Source organism: Jiangella asiatica, assembly GCF_004349065.1.
Lineage (GTDB): Bacteria > Actinomycetota > Actinomycetes > Jiangellales > Jiangellaceae > Jiangella > Jiangella asiatica.
Genome location: NZ_SMKZ01000012.1, coordinates 94,753 through 113,071, shown reverse-complemented (window position 1 = coordinate 113,071; position 18,319 = coordinate 94,753). Strand labels below are relative to the sequence as shown.

The 18,319-nt window shown below is 72.1% G+C and carries 14 protein-coding genes; 1 reads left to right on the top strand and 13 read right to left on the bottom strand.

Features of this window, described 5'->3' with window-relative positions; genetic code table 11:
- Nucleotides 1–17: 17 nt before the first annotated feature.
- From E1269_RS10745 to E1269_RS10705, 9 genes are all read right to left on the bottom strand, one after another.
- Nucleotides 18–1,547, bottom strand: a complete 1,530-nt coding sequence (locus tag E1269_RS10745) for a glycoside hydrolase family 5 protein (RefSeq protein WP_131894210.1) — start codon at nucleotides 1,545–1,547, stop codon at nucleotides 18–20.
- Nucleotides 1,548–1,664: 117 nt separating this feature from the next.
- Nucleotides 1,665–2,867 carry an ROK family protein gene (locus E1269_RS10740; RefSeq protein WP_162606343.1) on the bottom strand — a complete coding sequence of 401 codons (1,203 nt, stop codon included), beginning with the start codon at nucleotides 2,865–2,867 and terminating at the stop codon, nucleotides 1,665–1,667.
- The gene (locus E1269_RS10735) at nucleotides 2,864–3,655 is read right to left on the bottom strand and encodes an SDR family NAD(P)-dependent oxidoreductase (RefSeq protein WP_131894206.1); all 792 of its coding nucleotides are present in this window, start codon (nucleotides 3,653–3,655) and stop codon (nucleotides 2,864–2,866) included. Before E1269_RS10735 ends, E1269_RS10740 begins: the two co-directional genes overlap by 4 nt.
- Nucleotides 3,655–4,803 carry a mandelate racemase/muconate lactonizing enzyme family protein gene (locus E1269_RS10730; protein WP_131894204.1) on the bottom strand — a complete coding sequence of 383 codons (1,149 nt, stop codon included), beginning with the start codon at nucleotides 4,801–4,803 and terminating at the stop codon, nucleotides 3,655–3,657. Before E1269_RS10730 ends, E1269_RS10735 begins: the two co-directional genes overlap by 1 nt.
- Nucleotides 4,800–5,723 carry a dihydrodipicolinate synthase family protein gene (locus E1269_RS10725; RefSeq protein WP_131894202.1) on the bottom strand — a complete coding sequence of 308 codons (924 nt, stop codon included), beginning with the start codon at nucleotides 5,721–5,723 and terminating at the stop codon, nucleotides 4,800–4,802. The genes E1269_RS10730 and E1269_RS10725 overlap by 4 nt, the downstream gene beginning before the upstream one ends.
- Entirely contained in the window at nucleotides 5,707–7,788 is a 2,082-nt protein-coding gene (locus E1269_RS10720; protein ID WP_131894200.1) for an ABC transporter ATP-binding protein, read from the bottom strand. Before E1269_RS10720 ends, E1269_RS10725 begins: the two co-directional genes overlap by 17 nt.
- Nucleotides 7,789–7,797: 9 nt before the next feature.
- Complete coding sequence (locus E1269_RS10715; RefSeq protein ID WP_131894198.1) at nucleotides 7,798–8,664, bottom strand: ABC transporter permease; 867 nt, start codon at nucleotides 8,662–8,664, stop codon at nucleotides 7,798–7,800.
- 2 nt (nucleotides 8,665–8,666) lie between these two features.
- Entirely contained in the window at nucleotides 8,667–9,614 is a 948-nt protein-coding gene (locus E1269_RS10710; RefSeq protein WP_131894196.1) for an ABC transporter permease, read from the bottom strand.
- 4 nt (nucleotides 9,615–9,618) lie between these two features.
- Nucleotides 9,619–11,136 (bottom strand): ABC transporter substrate-binding protein, encoded by a 1,518-nt coding sequence (locus E1269_RS10705; protein ID WP_162606342.1) that lies wholly within the window; start codon nucleotides 11,134–11,136, stop codon nucleotides 9,619–9,621.
- A 212-nt stretch (nucleotides 11,137–11,348) separates the two neighbouring features.
- Here E1269_RS10705 and E1269_RS10700 point away from each other — a divergent pair, with 212 nt between their 5' ends.
- Nucleotides 11,349–11,726 (top strand): MmcQ/YjbR family DNA-binding protein, encoded by a 378-nt coding sequence (locus E1269_RS10700; protein ID WP_162606341.1) that lies wholly within the window; start codon nucleotides 11,349–11,351, stop codon nucleotides 11,724–11,726.
- A 6-nt stretch (nucleotides 11,727–11,732) separates the two neighbouring features.
- Here the strand turns inward: E1269_RS10700 and E1269_RS10695 are convergent, their stop codons facing one another.
- From E1269_RS10695 to E1269_RS10680, 4 genes are all read right to left on the bottom strand, one after another.
- Nucleotides 11,733–12,722, bottom strand: a complete 990-nt coding sequence (locus E1269_RS10695; protein ID WP_131894192.1) for a zinc-binding alcohol dehydrogenase family protein — start codon at nucleotides 12,720–12,722, stop codon at nucleotides 11,733–11,735.
- Between the two features lie 4 nt (nucleotides 12,723–12,726).
- Nucleotides 12,727–13,173, bottom strand: coding sequence for a Uma2 family endonuclease (locus tag E1269_RS10690; protein WP_162606340.1), 447 nt, complete (start codon nucleotides 13,171–13,173; stop codon nucleotides 12,727–12,729).
- A 149-nt stretch (nucleotides 13,174–13,322) separates the two neighbouring features.
- Nucleotides 13,323–14,147 (bottom strand): endonuclease/exonuclease/phosphatase family protein, encoded by an 825-nt coding sequence (locus E1269_RS10685; RefSeq protein WP_203433329.1) that lies wholly within the window; start codon nucleotides 14,145–14,147, stop codon nucleotides 13,323–13,325.
- A 137-nt stretch (nucleotides 14,148–14,284) separates the two neighbouring features.
- Nucleotides 14,285–18,211 carry an AAA domain-containing protein gene (locus tag E1269_RS10680; RefSeq protein WP_131894186.1) on the bottom strand — a complete coding sequence of 1,309 codons (3,927 nt, stop codon included), beginning with the start codon at nucleotides 18,209–18,211 and terminating at the stop codon, nucleotides 14,285–14,287.
- Between the last annotated feature and the right edge of the window lie 108 nt (nucleotides 18,212–18,319).

The following is an 18,319-nucleotide window of genomic DNA, read 5'->3' as shown; positions in this document are numbered from 1 at the left end:
GGCCAGCGACCCTTCCATCAGCCGACCGGGTAGGCGATCTCCCGGCTCTCACCGCCGGAGTACCGCACCCGGACGATCAACACGTCGCCGGACGAGGCGGCGATCCGCCGGTCGGCCAGGCCGGACGCGGTTGCGAGCGTCAAGCTACCGTTCGCCCACGGCTCGGTCGTGTCCAGGCTCATGCTCGTCACCGCCGTCGTCCTGCCGGTGCCGGCCTGCTGCACGAGGAGCAGCACGGAGCGCACCTCCAGCGGCCCGCTCGCGCCGTCGTCGCTGCCGGTGTCGGCCATCGCCACGGTCACCGCGTCGACCGAGCCGCCCGACATGCCGACCGAGGCGACGTGCACCTCAGGCGCCGGGTCGCCGCCGGCGGCCTGCGACCAGAACTGGTCGTAGGCCAGGCTGGCCCCGGTGAACTCCGGGCATTTCGTCACGGAGTCGACCGGCTCGTAGGTCGCGCTCACCAGCCTCGCCGCCGGCGCGTCCCACGAGTGCACGAACAGGCCGATGTCGTGGGCGGGCAGGTAGTCCTGGACGAGCTCGGCCGCCAGCTCCGGCTCCCGGCACGACGCCGACCCGTTCCACTCGGTGGCCACGAGGGCCTCACCGCTGTCCTGCAGGTGGCCGAAGCGGTCGTCCCAGCCCTCGCCTCCGGCGGGGCCGTCGCCGGTGGGGCCGTCGGCGTAGAAGTACGGGTGGACGGCGTAGGCGGAGTTGTCGGGCATCTCCGGCGGGGGCACGAAGTCGTTGAACTTGCCGGCGTTGTTGTCACCGTCGAACAGCAGCACGTTGTCCGGGGCGAGCTCTCGCACGGCCAGGCCGAGCGGCACCATGCCGTCGATTCCCGTGTCGGGATCGGTGTCGCAACCGTACGCCCATTCCGGCCACGACCAGTCGACCCCGGTCGGGCAGGGCCGCTTGCTCTGCGGCTCGTTGAAGATCTCCAGGACGATGCCCTTGTCATCGCCCCACGATGGGGCGAGCTGCGTCCACGCGGCGAGCGTGTCCTCGTTGGGCAGCTTGACCTGGTCGCCGTCGACGCGCGGCGTGCACCCGTAGGTCTGCGTCTGCACGGACACGATGACGACCATGCCCAGCGCCCGGGCCTGCGCCACCACGTCGAGGACGGTGTCGGTGTACGGGTCCGGCCCCGGGTCGGTGGCCTCCAACGCGAGGGCACCCTGGCTCACCTGGAACCGCACCGCGTCGGCGTTCCAGTACGTCTTCATGGCGAGGATCTGCTCGGCCGTGTCGTTGACCATCGCGGCACGGACATCGGACAGTTCGTCCCTGGTCTCCTGGTTCATCCCGATCGAGTCGCACAGCTGCGGGTACTCCTCGGGGTAGAGGATGCCGACGGAGTTGAAGCCCTGCGGCACGTACGGTGTCGACGTACCGGCAACGACCAAGGAACCGGAACCGGCGGCTACGCCGGCGACACCGGGATCCGCGGTCGCCTCCTCGGCACCGGCCGGCACAGCCGCCAGCACGGAACCGGCGATGAGCACCGCCGACGCCACGGGTAACCGATGGGACAGCACACGCATGGGAACCTCCTGCGACGTTGGGATTGGTTCTCCGCTGAATTATCTTCTTAGCAAAGATAATTAGTGGTCAGGAATCTACCGGGCAGGTCCCGAGGTCGTCAATGGGCGGTCCGGGAGTCAGCCGGCCTGGTGGGTGTCGAGGCCCGGCTCGAACGCGACCGGGTCGGTGAAGTAGCGGTCCAGGAGCAGCGCCGCCGCCGCGGCAGCGGTCGACCGCTCGCCGAACGTCGCCAGCTGCACGATGCCGTCGGGCCGGCTCGGGTCGGCCGCACGCATGCCGTCGCGGACCGCGTCGAGGAAACCGTCGGCATGGGTCGCGTTGCCGGACAGGGTGACCGCGTCCGGGTCCAGCAGGTCCGTGAGGGTTCCGACCGCCTCGCCCACCCAGCGCCCGCGCAGCGCCAGCAGGTCGCTGACGGCGGCGTCGGCACCGCGGTTCACCAGCTCCTCGTAGGTGGTCGACTCCGTGGCGAGGCCCCGTTCCCGGGCGAGCGCGAGCAGCCCGGTGTTGCTCGCCACCATGCGCAGGCAGTTGGTCCGGCCGCACTCGCAGCGGGGCCCTTGCGCTGCCCCGACGGGAAGGTGGGCGACCGTGCCCGCGATGCCGCGGGCGCCGCGGTGGATCTGCCGGTTGACGACGAGCGCGGCCTCCACCACGCTCCCGACGAACAGCGCGATCACGTTGTCCGCGCTGGACCCCACACCGAACGTCAACTCGGCCAGAGCCTCACCGCGGGCCTCGTTGTCGTAGACGACCTCCAGCCCGAGCTGCTCGGCGACGAGATCTCGGACCGGGACCTCGGTCCAGCCGAGCTCGGCGTGGTGCATCAGCCTGCCGGCCGTGTGGTCGACGGAGCCACCGGAGGTGATGCCCACGCCCACCACGTGCCGCCCGCTGAGCTGGTCGCGGAGCTCGGCGAGAGCCTCGGCGGCCCCACGTATCACCGACTCGGCTTCGGCAGAGCTGTGTGCCACCTGCCGTTGCAGGATCTGCTCGGCCCGCAGGTCGACAGCGGCGACCAGCGAGTAGTGCACGCCGATGTGCAACGTCAGGACGGCGCGGCTGGTCGTGTCGAGGTCGAGCGGCACGCGCGGTCGTCCCGCGCCGGCGGCCGGCCCGGACGCCGTCAGCTCCCTGACCACGCCCGCGTCGATCAGTGCGGCCGTGAGCTTGGTCGTCGTGCCCGAGGACGTCCCGGCGATCTCGGTGATCTCGGCGCGTGGGATCGGGCCGTGGGCGAGGATCACCTTCAACACGGTGGCGAGGTTCTGCTGACGCATCGTCACCGGATGGAGGCTGGAGGTGGTGCGCCAGGTCATTGGTCCTCCGTGAGCACGTCGTGATCCCGATCGAAGTCGCCCGGCCCGGCGGCGAGCTCGCCGCCGTCCACCAGCAGGCATACACCGTTCACATGGGCCGCGTCATCGGATGCGAGGAACGTGACGACGCCTGCGACGTCCTCGGGGCGCCCCAGCCGGCGCAGCGGGTTGCGGGCGGCGTGCCGCGCCGCCTGCTCCGGCCGGCGCCACGCCTCGCGGTTGCGCTCGACCGCGATGAACCCGGGTGCCACCGCGTTGCACCGGATGCCCAGCGGCCCGAGCTCGACCGCGAGCGAGCGGGTCAGGCCCACCAGCGCGGCCTTCGCGGTCCCGTAGGCGGCGTCGCGCGGATAGGCCTGGTAGGCGTGGATCGACGCGATCATCACGATCGACGCGGGCCCGCCGCGCTGCTGCCGGACGGCCGACGCGAACCGGCCGGCGGCGAGCCAGGCTCCTTTCACGGCGACGTCGTGGGCCCGGTCCCACTCCTGCGACGTCAGGTCGAGCACCGACGCCGGCCGCTGATAGGCGACGGCGTACACCAGCGTGGTCAGGCGCCCGGCTCCGGCCGCGGAGTCGACCGCCCGCTCCAGGACCTCAGGGTCCGAGCCGTCGCCGACCACGGCGGCCGAGGTCCCCCCGAGGTCGGCCGCTCGTGCCGCCACGTCGGAGCGCTGGTCGACGAGGACGACCGCCGCGCCGCCGGCGGCGAAGGCGGACACCACCGCAGCGCCGATGCCGCCGCCGGCACCCACCACGACCACGGCCTCGCCGTCGAAGCGGGCCATCACCGGATCCTGTGGACGTTCGACCACACCGCCGACGGGTCCAGGCCGACGCCGAGCCCGGGGCCGGGCCGAGTGACGTAGGCGCCACCGGTCGTCGCCTCCCGCGGCTCGACGAGCGCCGGACGGCCGTCGCTCTCCAGCACGGCCAGCTCGAGCAGGCCGGGTGACGACACCGCCTCGCACAGTGCCGCCGTGTGCGCCGATGACACCGGGCCGGTCGGGTTGTGCGGCGACACCTCGACGCCGAAACCCTCGGCGAAGCGGGCCAGCTCGAGCGCGCGACGGGGACCGCCGGCGTGCTTCACGTCGGGCATCACCACGTCGACCGCACCGGCGTCCAGCAGCGGCCGCAGCTCCTCCGGCGAGGCGGCGAACTCGCCGGCGGCCAGCGGTATGCCCAGCTCGTCGCGCACGCGTCGATGTGCCTCGACGTCGTGCAGGTGCCCGACGTCCTCAAGCCACCGCAGGCCGAGCCCTCCGAGCGCGTCCCCCACCGTGAGTATCTCCTCGACGCTCAGCTGGTTGTGCAGGTCGAGCATGAGCTCGGCCTCGGCACCGACGGCGTCCCTGACCGCGGCCGCGAGCTCGAGGCCGGCCGAGACGCGGCGAGCGCCGACGAGGAAGTCGAACGGCGCGAACTTGAGCCGGGTGAAGCCCGCGGCGAGCGCTTCCTTGGCGACCTGCACCACCGTGTCGATCGTTCGGTCGTGGACCGCCCTGTTGATGTTGCCGTAGCAGGGTACGCCACCGTTCCACCGCCCGTCGCCCGCTCCGCGGTGCTCCTCCGGCGCCAGCCAACCCGCGACCGATACGCCGGCCCGCTGAGCGGCGAGGTCGCACAGTGCGGCGTCGAGCGCGCCCAGCACGGTGAGCTCGAGCCGGCGGCGCCCGGCGAAGCGCGGGTCGCGGCGGCCGGCCTCCTCGGCGTCCGCGGCCACCTGGGCCATTGCGGACTCCAGCGGCAGGCCGACGAACCGGCTGGCCTGCGCGTCCATGAACGGGTGTGCCAGCTGCCAGGGTCCCGCGTCGGACCACTCCCCGACCCCGACGGAGCCGTCGGACGTGACGATCTCGATGAAGTCCCAGGTGGTCCGCCAGGACACGTCGCGGGAGCATCGGCGGACCTCGACGAGTCGCGGGTCGCTCACGCCGCCAGCTCCTCGGTGAACTCCTCGAGGAACCGGTCGACCAGCTCCGCGGCGTAGCCGCCGAGGTCCGCCACCGGCCGGCGGCAGACGGGCGTGTCGATCTCGCCGCGGCGACTGGCGATCAGCTTGCCGGCCTGAGTGAGCACACCGGCGCCGAGCCAGCACGTCAGGTACGGCAACAGCCGCCGGTACAGCTGCTCCGCGGCGGCGGTGTCGCCGGACGTCCAGGCGCGCCAGATCGCCAGGTACACCTCGACGAAGCCGCCGCCGGGCTGGACGCCCGCGGCGCCGGCCCGCAGGGCGGCCAGCAGGTCGATGCCGCCGTTCCCGATCAGGCTCCTGATCGGCGGGTCCGCGTCGAGGAGGCTTCTGATGTAGTCCGCCGGCGCTCGCTGCTCCGCCTTGACGAAGGTCAGGTTCGGGTGCTTGGTCGCGAGGCGCTGGACGTCGTCGACGGCCAGCCGCGTCTCGGTCTCCTGGGGCACGTACTGCAAAACCACCGGAACCGGGGCCACCGCGTCGACGACGGCGCCCGGGTGTTCCAGCAGCGCCGGACCCGGCGGCGCGTGGTGGCGTGGCGGCAGCACGTTGACCGCGTCGACGCCCAGCTCGACCATCTCGACCGCTCGGCGGCACGCCGCGTGCGTCGAGTTGTCGGCCACCGATCCGATGACGGCGATCTCCGAGCCCTCCGTGGCTCGCAGCGCGTCCGCCAGGAGCAGCGACTTCTCGTCGTCGTCGAGCTGGTAGAACTCCGACGCGTAGCCCGGGAACATCATCGACGTGACACCGGCACCGGCGAGCCTGGTCACCGATCGCCGGAACGACACCCGGTCGATCGCCCCGTCCGACTCGAACGGCGTGGCGAGCACCGGCGACACGCCACCGATCCGTTCCACGGCATCACCCCCGTTGGACATGTGTGTTCTCCCTGCTCATCACGAGGTCCGGTACGTCGTTGGCGAAGTGGCAGGCGGTGAAGCGGCCCGGTCGCACCTCTGCCAAGGGCGGCGGGGTCGTCGCGCAGATCTCGCGGTCGGGCCGCGCGATGGGGCCGATCGGGCAGCGGGTGTGAAACCGGCACCCCGGCGGTGGGTCCGCCGGGCTGGGCACGTCGCCGGAGAGGATGATCCGCTCCCGCCGTGCCCTCGGCTCGGGGTCCGGCACCGCGGAGAGGAGACTCGCCGTATACGGGTGGAGCGGATCGGCGCAGACCTCGTCGGCGTCGCCCTGCTCGACCACCTGCCCGAGGTACATGACGGCGATCCGGTCGCTCATGTACCGCACGAGCGCGATGTCGTGCGCGATGAACAGGTACGCCACGCCGAGCCGGTCCTGCAGGTCGCGCAGGAGGTTGACGACCTGGGCCTGGAGCGAGACGTCGAGGGCCGAGACCGGTTCGTCGAGCACCACCACGTCCGGCTCCGTGGAAAGTGCGCGGGCGATCGCGACCCGTTGCCGTTGTCCGCCGGAGAACTCCCGGGGCAGCCGCGTGGCGTGGCCGGGATCGAGACCGACCAGCTCCAGGAGCTGACCGACCCGCGCGGGGATCTCCGCGGACGGGACGATCCGATGGATCCTGAGCGGCTCGGCCACGAGGGCGCCCACGGTGTGACGCGGGTTCAACGAGGCGTAGGGGTCCTGGAAGACGATCTGGGCGCGACGACGCAACCGGCGCAGCTCGTCGCCGCGCGCCGTTTGCAGGTCGCCGCCGGCGACCAGGACCTGCCCGGCGTCGAGATCCTGCAGCCCGAGGACGGCCCGGCCCAGCGTCGACTTGCCGCAGCCGGACTCGCCGACGAGGCCGAGGGTCTCCGCGGGCCGGATCTCCAGGCTGACGCCGTCGAGCGCCCGGACTCCGCTCTCCCGGTGCCGGCGGAGCAGACGCTGCCGCGCATGGAACGTCTTCTCGGCTCCGTCCAGCACCATGACCGGCTTCTCGGTCGAGGGTGCCGGCCGCGGCGCGGCGACGGCGACCTCGTCGGCGACGAGCACGTCGAGCCGGTCCGGCCGGTCCTGCGTCACCCAGCACGCGGCGACGTGGTCGTCGCCCCGGCCGGTCAGCGGCGGCGCCCCTTCCGAGCAGCGGTCCTCGGCCAGCGGGCAGCGAGGCGTGAACGGGCAGCCCGGAAGGGGATGCTGCGGGTCCGGCGGCTGGCCGGGGATGGCATGCATCCGTAGCGCGGAGTCGACGCCCAGCCGCGGCACCGCCTTCAGCAGTTGCGCGGTGTACGGATGGGAGGGCCCGGTGAGCAGCTGCTCCGTGCTGCCGACCTCGGCGAGCCGGCCGCCGTACATCACGACGGTGCGCTCACAGAGGCTGGCGACGACACCGAGGTTGTGTGTGATGAGGACGACAGCGGTGCCGAGCTGCTCGTTGAGTCGGGCGAACACGTCGAGGATCTGGGCCTGCACCGTGACGTCCAGCGCCGTGGTCGGCTCGTCGCAGATCAACACGTCCGGGTCGTTCACCAACGCCATCGCGATCACGACCCGCTGGCGCATGCCGCCGGAGAACTGGTGCGGGTACTCGTCGACGCGCCGGTGCGGATCGGGCACGCCCACCAGCTCCAGCATGTCCACGGCGCGGCGGCGGGCGGCTTCCTTGGGCACGCCGTGGACGCGCATCGCCTCGGCCACCTGCTCACCGATGCGCATCACGGGGTTCAGCGCCGCCAGCGAGTCCTGGAACACCATGGCGGCGTCACCGCCGCGGTACCGGCGCAGCGCATCGTCGTCCATGGACAGGACGTCCTGGCCCCTGAAGAGCACCTGGCCGGTCATGGTGGCGGTAGGCGGCAGCAGCCTCAGCATCGTGCGAGCCGTGACCGTCTTGCCCGACCCGCTCTCGCCCACGATGGCCAGCCGCTCGCCGGCGCGGACGTCGAGGTCGATGCCGCGCACCGCCTGGACCGTCCCGGCCGAGCCCGGGAACTCCACGCGCAGCCCGCGTACCTGGAGCACGGTGTCATGTGCAGCGTTCATGCCGACCCCTCACCCTCGCCGCAGTGCGCGGTTGAGCGCGTCGGCGAACAGGTTCAACCCGATGACAAGAGCGGTGATCACCGTGACCGGTGCGAGCGCGTAGAACGGCTGGTCGGCCAGGTAGGGCAGGCCGGCGTCCACCATGCTGCCCAGCGACGGGTTCGGCGGCTGGATGCCGAAGCCCAGCAGGCTCAGCCCGCCCTCGACGAAGATCGCCGTCGCGGCGGAGAGCACGAAGTTCACGATGAGGGCGTCCAGCGAGTTCGGCAGCACGTGCCGGAACAGCACCCCAAGACGGGACGCGCCGACGGCCCGAGCGCCGAGGACGTACTCGCGTTCGCGCTGTGTCAGGACCGCCGTGCGGGTGAGCCGAGCCGCCATCGGGATGCCGATGACGACGATCACGACGACGACCGTGCCGAATCCCGCGCCGAGGAAGGCCACGAGGCAGGCGCCCAGGATGAGGTTGGGGAACGCGATGAGGACGTCGAGTATCCGTTGCACCGCGGTGTCGATGCGGCGGTGCATGGTGGAGAGCAGGCCGATGACGACACCGATCGCCTTGCTCACCGGCACCGCGAGGATGACGACGATGACGTTCTGCCGGATGCCGTACAGCAACCGGGAGAAGATGTCGCGGCCGATCTCGTCGGTTCCGAGGAGATGGTCAGTACTTGGACCGAGCAAGGACGCGCCGGCCTGCTGCGCGGCCGGATCCGACGACGCCAGCAGCGGGGCGAGCAGCCCGAGGCAGCTGATCGCGACCACGACGACCGCGCCGACCATTCCGGCGGGGGTCCGTAGAGCCGACCGGATCCGCCCGCGGCTACGCGGGGCCTGGGCCGCGACCTCTGTGGTCTCGACGACCGTGCTCATGATCAGACCTCCAGCCGGACGCGCGGGTCGAGGGCGGCGTGCGCCAGGTCACTGGCCACCTGGACTGCGATGAAGACCACGACGGAGATCAGCACGAGGTCCTGGACCAGCAGGTAGTCGCGGGCGGAGACCGCGTTGACCAGTACTGTGCCCAACCCTGGCCAGGCGAAGATCGTCTCGATCACGACGACACCGCCGAGCAGGTGACCGATCCGCAGGCCGATCACGGTCACCACCGACGGCAGCGCGTTCGGCAGCGCGTGCCGCCACAGCACTCGCCGCCGCGACGCGCCCTTGGCCCGCGCGGTGTCGAGGTACTCCTCGTCCAGCTGCTGGTTCAGGGCGGTCTCGAGAAACCGCCCGACGACCACCGCGGAATGGACGGACAGCGCGATGGCGGGCAGCAGGAGCTGCTGGAAGCCGGCGCCCGGGTCCTCCAGGATCGGCGTCCGCCCGCCGGCCGGCAGCACGCGCAGCGTCACCGCGAAGACGAAGACCAGCATCACCCCGACTACGTACTCCGGGACGCCGAACCCCAGGGCCGAGAACAGCCGGTAGGCCACGGCCGCCGGCCGACGGCGGGCGACGACGCCGGTGATGCCCAGGGCGAACCCCATGAGGATCGTCAGCAGCAGGCTCGCCAGGGCGAGCTCCAGCGTCGCGCCAACGGCGGGCCCGATGAGATCACCGATGGGAACCCGGGAGACGTACGAGACGCCCAGGTCGCCGGTGAGCAGGCCACCGATCCAGTCGAAGTACTGCACGACCAGCGGCCGGTCCAGGCCAGCCTCGGCCTCCAGCGCCGCGACCGCCTCGGGCGTGGCCTGCTCGCCCAGCACCATCGCCACCGGACTTCCCGGGAGCAGCTGGACCAGCCAGAAGATCCCCAGCGACGCCACGAGGCACGTCAGGACCGCCGTGGGGAGCCGGCTCAGGGTGTACCGCAGCATGGGCTCAGCTCTTCCACGCGTCGGCGAAGAGCATCTCGTCCCAGACGTTGTAGGCCCAGCCGTGCACGTCCTGCTGGGTGACGACATTGTTCGACGTGTGGACCGCGTCGAGGCAGAACGCCTCGTCGAGGATGAACTCCGTCAGCGCCTCGATCGCGGCGTGCTGGTCGTCCTCGACAGCGGTCGCCAGCTCGCCGGCCAGTCGCGCGTACTCGTCGGAGGCGAACCGGAACAGGTTGTTGTCGACCCGCAACGGCGCGGCGCTGTAGACCACGTTGACCGGCGACAACGTGTTCCAGCCGTGGAAGGCGAGGTAGAGCCCGGCGAAGCTGCGGTTCTGGAACCGCTCGGTGATCACCGCCGGCTCCAGGATCTGGATGTCGGTCTCCAGGCCGATCTCGCTGAGGTTGAACGCGACGATCTCGGCCGCCCTCGACTGCGCGGCGTTGGCCTCGACGGCGATCACCTGGTCGATGGCCCCGGCGCTGGCCAGCAGGCTCCGGGCCCGGTCCAGGTCGCGGGAGTAGGCCTCGGCCCAGCCCTCGTCGTAGGCCGGGCTCGTCGGCGACCATGGTGCGGCGCTGACCTTGCCCTGTCCCTGGTACAGCTCGTCGTTGATCCGCTGCCGATCGATGGCGTAGTTGATGGCCTGGCGGACCTCTTTGCGGTTGAGCGGCTCGACCTCGACGTTGGCGCCGACGTACAGCGCCGCGCCGTAGGTGTTGTAGGCGACGACGTCGAAGCGGCCGTCCTGCTCGACCGTGCCCCGGTCCAGCGGCAGGAGGTTGAGCCCCATGTCGACCTGTTCCGAGCGGACCGCCGAGACGAGGGCCTCGGACCTGGTGATGAACCGCACCTCCATGCCATCGAGGTACGGGCGGTCAGGGAGCCAGTAGTTCTCGTTGCGCCGCAGCGTGATGTTGGTGCCGGGGGCGAAATCGCCCCAGACGAAGGGTCCGGTACCCACGTGCGCGGTGCCGTCGACGAAGGCGTCGTGTGACTCCCGGTCGATGATCGTCAGGAGGCTCAAGGCGTCGTAGATCGATGTCGCCGGTTCGGAGAAGGCGAGGGTGACGGTGTTCCCGGCCTTGTCGATGCCCTGGAGATTCTGGAAGGCCCAGGCGAGTTGGAACGACGGGGTCGAGTTGATCGCGTTGTCGATCGCGAACTCGACGTCGTCCGCGCCGAACGGCCGCCCGGAGTGCCAGGTGACGCCGTCGCGGAGGGTCAGCACGACCTGCTTGCCGTCGGCGCTGGTCTCCCAGGCCGTTGCCAGGCCCTCGACCACCTCGCGCCGTTCGGGGTCGAAGTCGACCAGACAGTCGTAGACGGCCCGGCGCCAACTCTGGTTGGCGATGTTCTGGTTCAGGGCCTGGGCGGGGTTCGCTTCGGTCGGCTGGGCGATGGTGAGCGTGCCACCGCGCCGAGGCGTCGCCGAGCCCCCTTGCCCCTGGGAGCCGGTCTCGTCGGAGCCACACCCGACGAGCCCGAGCGCGGCCCCGGCCGCGACACCCCACTTCAACAGGTCTCGTCGCGACGGGAGCGACAGCGCGGTAGCCGAGGTTGTCGGCTGCTGACGGATGACTCTCACTTCACCACCCACTTCGTCGGAGGCGCACCCCGGATGGTCCGGGACGGGCAGAGGTGAATTTCTTCGACACGAAGAATATAGGAGGACGCGCCGTTGTCAACGGGTGTCCACCGGCGAGATCCGCCGAGGCTAGCGTGTCGCCCATGGCGCACCCGCGGATGTACAGCGACGACGACCCGCACCTGGCCGAGCTGCGAGCGGCCTGCCTGGGCTTCCCCGAAGCCGTCGAAGTCGAGGCATGGGGCCGGCCGACGTTCCGGGCCGGGAAGAAGATCTTCGCCGTGTTCGAGGGCGACGCCGCCCACCCGTTCGCGGTGATCTTCAAGCCCGAGCCGGACGACCGGCCCGCCCTGCTGCAGGACCCGCGCTTCTACTCACCGGCCTACTGGGGTCCGAGCGGCTGGCTGGCACTGGACTTCACCGTCGCCGACGTCGACTGGACCGAGGTCGGCGAGCTGCTGGACGCCTCGTACCGTCAGGTGGCGCTCAAGCGCATGATCAAGGCGCTGGACGCGGACTGACGGCGGCTACGGGAGGAGGACGGCCGCACCGGTGACGCGGTCGGCGGCGAGGTCGGCCAGCGCCTGGTCGGCCCGGCCGAGCGGGTACGGCGTCGTGGTCACCTCGAGCCGGTGCTCGCCGGCGAAGCGCAGGAACGCCCGCGAGTCGGCCCGGGTGTTCGCGGTGACGCTGCGCAGCTGCCGCTCCTGGAACAGGTGATGCTGGTAGTTCAGCGGCGGCAGGTCGGTCAGGTGGATGCCGGCGACGGCGAGCGTGCCGCCGCGGTCCAGGGCGGCCAGTGCCGGGGGCACGAGGCCGCCGGCCGGCGCGAACAGGATGGCGGAGTCCAGCGGCTCGGGCGGCGGCACCGCGGCGTCGCCGGCCGAGGCGGCGCCCAGGTCGAGGGCGAGCGCGCGAGCGGCCGGGCTGCGGGTCATGACGTGCACCGTCGCGCCCTGCGCGATGGCCACCTGAGTGGCCAGGTGGGCGCTGGCGCCGAAGCCGTAGACGCCCAGCCGCCCGCCAGGCGGCAGCTCGGCGCGCAGTAGTGCCCGGTAGCCGATGATGCCCGCGCACAGCAGTGGCGCCAGCTGGGCGTCGCCGTAACCGCCGGGCAGGCGCAGCGCGTATGCCGCCGGCACGATGGCGAACTCCGCATACCCGCCGTCGGCGTCCCACCCGGTGTAGACGGAGCTCGGGCAGAGGTTCTCGGTGCCGCGCAGGCAGTACCGGCAGGTACCGCAGGTGCCCCGCAGCCAGGCGATACCGACCCGGTCACCGGCCGCGAGGCCGTCGCCCGCGCTGATCACCTCGCCGACCACCTCGTGCCCGGGCACGACGCCCTCCCGGTGCATCGGGAGATCTCCTTCGGCGACGTGCAGGTCGGTACGGCACACGCCGCAGGCGAGCACCCGGACCAGCACTTCACCCGGCCCGGGCTCGGGTACTGGTGTGTCGACGAGGGTCAGCGGCCGGGACGCCATCGGCCCCGGCGACGTCACCCGCCAGGCGCGCATCGCGTCAGTCGAGCGTCAGCAGCGCACCGACGTCGAGGGTCAGCGGGATGCCGACGTCTTGGTACTCGGACACCTTCGTCACCCGATCGAGCCGGCGCGACCCCGGTGAGACGAACTCGGCGACCAGCCGCACGTCCGCAGGGTCGACTCGCAGCACATTCGTTCTCGGCCGAGCCCGCACGAGAACCGTGACGTCCGGCCCGCGAACCGTCGGTGGAAAGCCCGCCTCGATGGTGACCGCGACACCGGGGATGGCGCGCACATCCGCAGGTAGGTGCTCACGCAACCAGATGGTGAGGTTGGTGACGATCTCCTGGTGGTCGAGCGACGGAAACGGCGCCACGGCGACCAGACCGTCGGCGAGCTGCCAGCGCCGATTGGCGTCAGTCTCCTCGAGTGCATCCCAATCCTCGATGGTCAGGAGCTCGTCGGGCACCGTGACCGTCGTCATCGGTTCCTCCTCGGCTCGATGTTCTTCTGACCGTCGAGTCATACCGCCACGATACGCGGACCGGAACCATCCCGCGGTTGCTCGAATTCGCCGGCCCGGTTGTCCGGCCGGCGGACCGACAGCGCGGCGGTTGGCCCGAAACCGGACCCTCAGCTGCCGAGGCCGACGCGGTCACCGGGGAGCAGGATGTCGGCACGCACCGGGAGGTGGTCCGACGCGTCGGTGGCCACCACGGCGGCTGTGCGCGCGATGACGCCGCCGGAGGTGAGGACGTAGTCGATGCGGGCGTTGGGGTCCTCGGCCGGGTAGGTGTCGCCGTCGCCGACTCCGGCGGCCTCCCAGGTGTCGACCAGGTCGTCGACCAACTCCTGGATCTCCGGGGACTGCGGCGTGGCGTTGAGGTCGCCGAGCAGAACCACGGAGTGGTCCGGGGTGCCGATCAGCTCCTGGATCGCGGCCACCTGCTCCAGCCGCTCGTTGGCGTCGTTGTGCTGTAGGTGGGTGTTGTAGACGGTCACCCAGACGCCGCGGACGTTGATCCGGGCGCTCAGCAGCCCGCGCTGCTCGTGGCCTTCGTACCTGGGCAGGAAGGTGTTGCTCCACTCGCGGATGGGGCGCTCGCTGAGGATCGCGGTGCCGTACTGCCGGCGCGGCGCGCCCGGCTCGAGCGGGTCCAGGTCGAGGTTGGCGCCGTAGACCACGTGCATGTCGAGCTCGCTGGCGAGCCAGGCGGCCTGGTCGACGAAGTCGCTGCGCTCGCCCCAGTGCCGGTCGACCTCCTGCAGACCGACGACGTCGACGCCCTCGGTCTTGATGACGTCGGCGACCCGCTGCAGGTCGAGGATGCCGTCCAGGCCGACGCCGTGGTGGATGTTGAAGCTCATGACGGTGAGCGGCCGGTCACGCGGCGACGGCTCACCAGCGGCCGACCGCGCGACGTCGGTCGAGGCCGCTGGTACCACTGCCCCTGCCATCAAGGCCAAGACTGCCAGAAGTGCGGGTAGCGCGAGGCGAAGGATGCGCATGGTCGTGTCCTCTCGACGTCACGGCACGTGTGACGCCGATCTTGCCCATACGCGATGACAATTGGTCAAACTCGGCGAAAACGGACTCAGGCCATCAGGCCCTCGATCGGCTCGCCGGAGCGCACCTGCCAGGTCGGCACCCGCAACACCCGCGTCACCGAAGGACCCTCCGGCGAGGCGGACAGGCCCAGCAGTAGCCGGCGCCGGAGCAGCAGCAGGCGTGCGTGCCGCGACGCGTCCTGATCGGCCGGCCAGCCCCGGTCGAGCAGCACCGCGACGGTCTCGTCCGGCGTGCGCACCAGCGCGTCGCACCGGTACCCGTCGACGACGGCGTTGGGCGTGACGTCGTGTCCGGCGGCGGTCAGCCGCTCGCAGAGCAGATCGACCAGCGGGTCGACGTCACCACCGGACTCGGCGAAGGCCGGCGGGATCGGGTGGACGTGGAACGAGCGCACCGACGACCGCCGGGCCAGCAGCTCCGGCAGGCCGGAGCGCCGTGACCAGAACCCGTGCTGGCCGACCGTCACGACGTGCGACCTGGCGGCACCGAGGGCGGCATTCCAGAGGTCCGCCTGCGCCTGGACCCAGCGCACGGTCTGCTCCGGCATGTCCTCGCCGGCCACCAGCGAGAGGACGACCGCGTCGCAGGCGGCCAGCTCGGCATCGTCGACGGAGACCACCCGCACCGGCTCGAACCGGAACAGCGAGCGCAGCTCCTCCGCCTGTGCCCGGAACGGGGTGACGACGGCGATGGCGGCGTCCTTGGGCAGTTGGTCGCGCAGCTCGTTGACGGCCCACACGACCCGGTCGATCTCGGCCTGGTTGCGCCACGAGCCGCCGTTCAGGCCGCGCTCCGGCGCGCCGTTGACGTCCTCCCACAGCAGCAGCGTGGCCTCGCCGCTCTCGGCATCGGTGGCCCGCCGCAGCCCGCTGACGTCGGTGACGACGGTGAGCCGCGCGTCGTAGAAGTGCTCGTCGACGATGCGGGCGATACCCGGGTGCGAGCCGTCGTGCTGGTCGAGCAGGATCGGCCGGTCGACGTTGCCCAGCGCGGCGTCGTAGGCGGAGTGGGCGCCGAACGACAGCCGGCGGTGCTCCAGCCAGGCCGCGCTGAGGCCCGCGTTCTCGCGGGCCTTGCGGATGCGGTGGTCGCTCAGTGGCGGCTGCTGCGGCCGGAGCCGCGGGTCGCCGATCACCAGGGCCCGGCGGGCCCGGAACAGCACCGGCAGTGCCTCGGCCACCGAGCACCGGTGCGCGTCGTCCAGGACGACGAGGTCGAACATGCCCGGCTCCAGCGCGAGCTGCTGCGCGGCGTCGACGGTGACGGCCCACCCGCCCAGGTGGTCCAGTAGGTGCCGCTGGCTGGCCGGGCGGTCCTTGCCGCCGGGCTCCAGCGCCCGCCGCCGCGCCGTCAGCTCGTCGCGGGCGGCCGCCGCCTGCTCGGCGACGACGACGGCCATCAGTTCGGCGGAGAGCTCACCGAACCGCTCGGTGAGCACGCGGCCCTGGGCGTCCAGGAGGTCGTCGCCCAGCTGCTCGACGGTCCACCGGTCCTCGCGCAGCCGCTGCTCCGCGCGGGCGAAGAGCAGCAGCGAGTCGAACGCGGCCGGCTCCAGCAGCTGCCGGCGCAGCGAGCCCGCGTCGATGCCGCCTTCGCCCAGGGCCCGCAGGTAGGCGACGACCAGGCTGCGGCGCCGGAACCCGCCGAGGAACTTCACGTCGGTCAGCTCGCGGGCCCGGTCGATCCACTCCCGCATGGCGGCGTCGTGCTCGCGCCACGCCTGGCCGAGGACGCCGACGGACAGGCCCAGCCGACCGGCCGCCGCGGCGCGGGCGGCGGTCGTCTTGCGCAGCCGGGTCTCCACGGCGTTGCGCTCGCGCAGCAGCCGCCGCCACTCGTGCAGGTCGTCGCGGACGGCGGCCAGCTCGGCCTCGACGGTGCTACGGCGGCGACCCCGCGGCTCGCCCTTCGTCGACCTGAGCAGCTCGCGGACCAGCTGCTTCTCCTCCGCTCGGGCCTGAGCGTCGCCGGTCTTGATCAGCAGCCCCGGCGCCAGCGCGCCGCAGCGCCGCGCCAGCTCGTGCAACGCGGCGTCGTCGGTCGAGGTGACCAGGACCTTCTGCCCGGCGGCGACCGCGGTCGCGACGACGTCGACGATCAACCGCTCCTTGCCGGTGCCGGGCGGCGCGGCGGCGACGGTGAGCGGCCGGGTCATCGCGGCGGTCAGCACCGCCTGCTGGCTCTCGTCCAGCTCCGCGGGGAGCACAGGTGGTGGGACGGTGCCGGTCACCCGGCGCAGGCCGACCGGCTTGCCCAGGTACTCCAGGGCCGTGCCCGGGATCTGGGTCCGGTGGTCAGCGACCGAGCCGAGCTCGGCACTGACGGCCAAGGCGGTCGGCCGGTCGGACTCGACGTAGAGGACGCAGGCGGCGTTGTGGATGCCGGTGCGGGTCGCGGTGCGCAGGTCGTCGGCCGACAGCTCGGCGGGCTCCAGCTCGTCCAGCTCGGTCAGGCCGAGGCGGCCCATGAGCTGCCGGATCGCGGCCAGCATCTGCTCGCGGTCGCCGGGCTTCCAGCTCTGCCGCCAGGTCGCGAGCACACTCGCCGCCTCCTGGTCGTCCAGGCAGGCCTGCAGCACGCCCGCATGCGGCACGACGGGGCCGGTGGGCCGCAGCGCCGCGGCGCCGCGAGCGTCGACCGTCACCTCGACCCGCCGCACCAGCAGCGGCGCCACGCTCGGCGGGGCCAGCGGGTTGGCGGAGTGCCGGCGGCCCCCGCCGGCCAGCGTGACGAACGGGTAGCCGTACCAGACGTCACGCTCCTTCCAGTCGAACGTGTCGACCCCCTGCGGTGCCCGCGCGATCGCCTCGGTGCCGCTGAGCAGCACCTCCGGGCCGGAACCGATGGCGAACCAGTCGGCGGACTCCTCGTCGCGCGACGGCAGCACCTCGGGCGCGCGTGGCTCGGTCAGGCAGGCGCGGTAGTACGCGATCACGTCGCGCCAGCCTGGATCGGCCAGCTCCTCGTGGCGGTTCTCGGCCCGTGGCTGGGCCGTGACCGGGCGCTCGGCCGCGCGGTCCCCGTCGAGCAGGCTGAGCGCCCGGACGGCGGACCGGGCGATGACGTGGTTGCCGGAGACCGCCAGCGTCGACGTCGCCGGGAGCCGGTCGGCGGGGACGCCGCGTTCGGTAAGCCGGTCGACGACGTAGGCGGCGAGGTCGTCGGCGGTCACCCACGCGCCGAGGCCGGACTTCACCCGCCCGGTGAGCAGACCCTCGACGATCTCTTCGGTGAACCTGGTGGTGCCCAGGGTCGACGCGGAATCGGCCAGGTCCGCGGCCGGCCGCAGTGTGCGCGAGGCGGAGATGACGTAGACCCCGGCGGGTTCCGGCATCACCTCACGGCCACGCACCGAGAGCCGGTCCGGCTCGTCGCCGGCGGCGCAGTGGTCGAGCAGGACGACCTTGCTGGCCGCCCGGCATTCCTGCAGCCGCTGGCGCAGGAAGTCCGCGGCGACGGCGGTGCCCTCGAGGTCGGCGGGGTCGGTGTCGGATGCGACCAGGAACAGCCGGCCGTCGCGGGTGGAAACGCCCGCGTAGCCCGCGAGGTACACCAGCACGGTGTCGCTGAGCTCACGCTCGTCGAGGAACGTCTCGATGGCACGCATCATGTCGGTGCGGGTGGCGTCGGCGACGACGCGGACGACGTCGGCCATGCCGACGTCCGGCCGCTCCAGTACCTGCTGCATATGCCGGAGCCCCGCGGCCGCCGTCGACAACCGCGGGTAGTCGACGTGGTCGTATACCGCGGTGCCGACGAGCAGGGCCGCGCGCTCGCCGGCGGGCAGCCGGCGGCGGTCGGCCCGGTCGGCGATCTCGAGAGCGCTCGCTGCCGTCAGGGGCCGGCGGGCGACCACCGTCGCAGGCGTCGGCACGGCAGCGACGGGCGGGCGAACGGCAACGAAACGTTCGCGGACCGGCTCGGTCCGCACATGGATCGACAGCTCGCTCATCAGGCTCCCTCGCGTCTGGCCTGCCGCCGGCGACGCTCCGTTCACCTGCGGTTGTCTTGGAGACTAGGTACGCAACGCGGCCTATGTCGGATCTGGCGCGGAAATGGT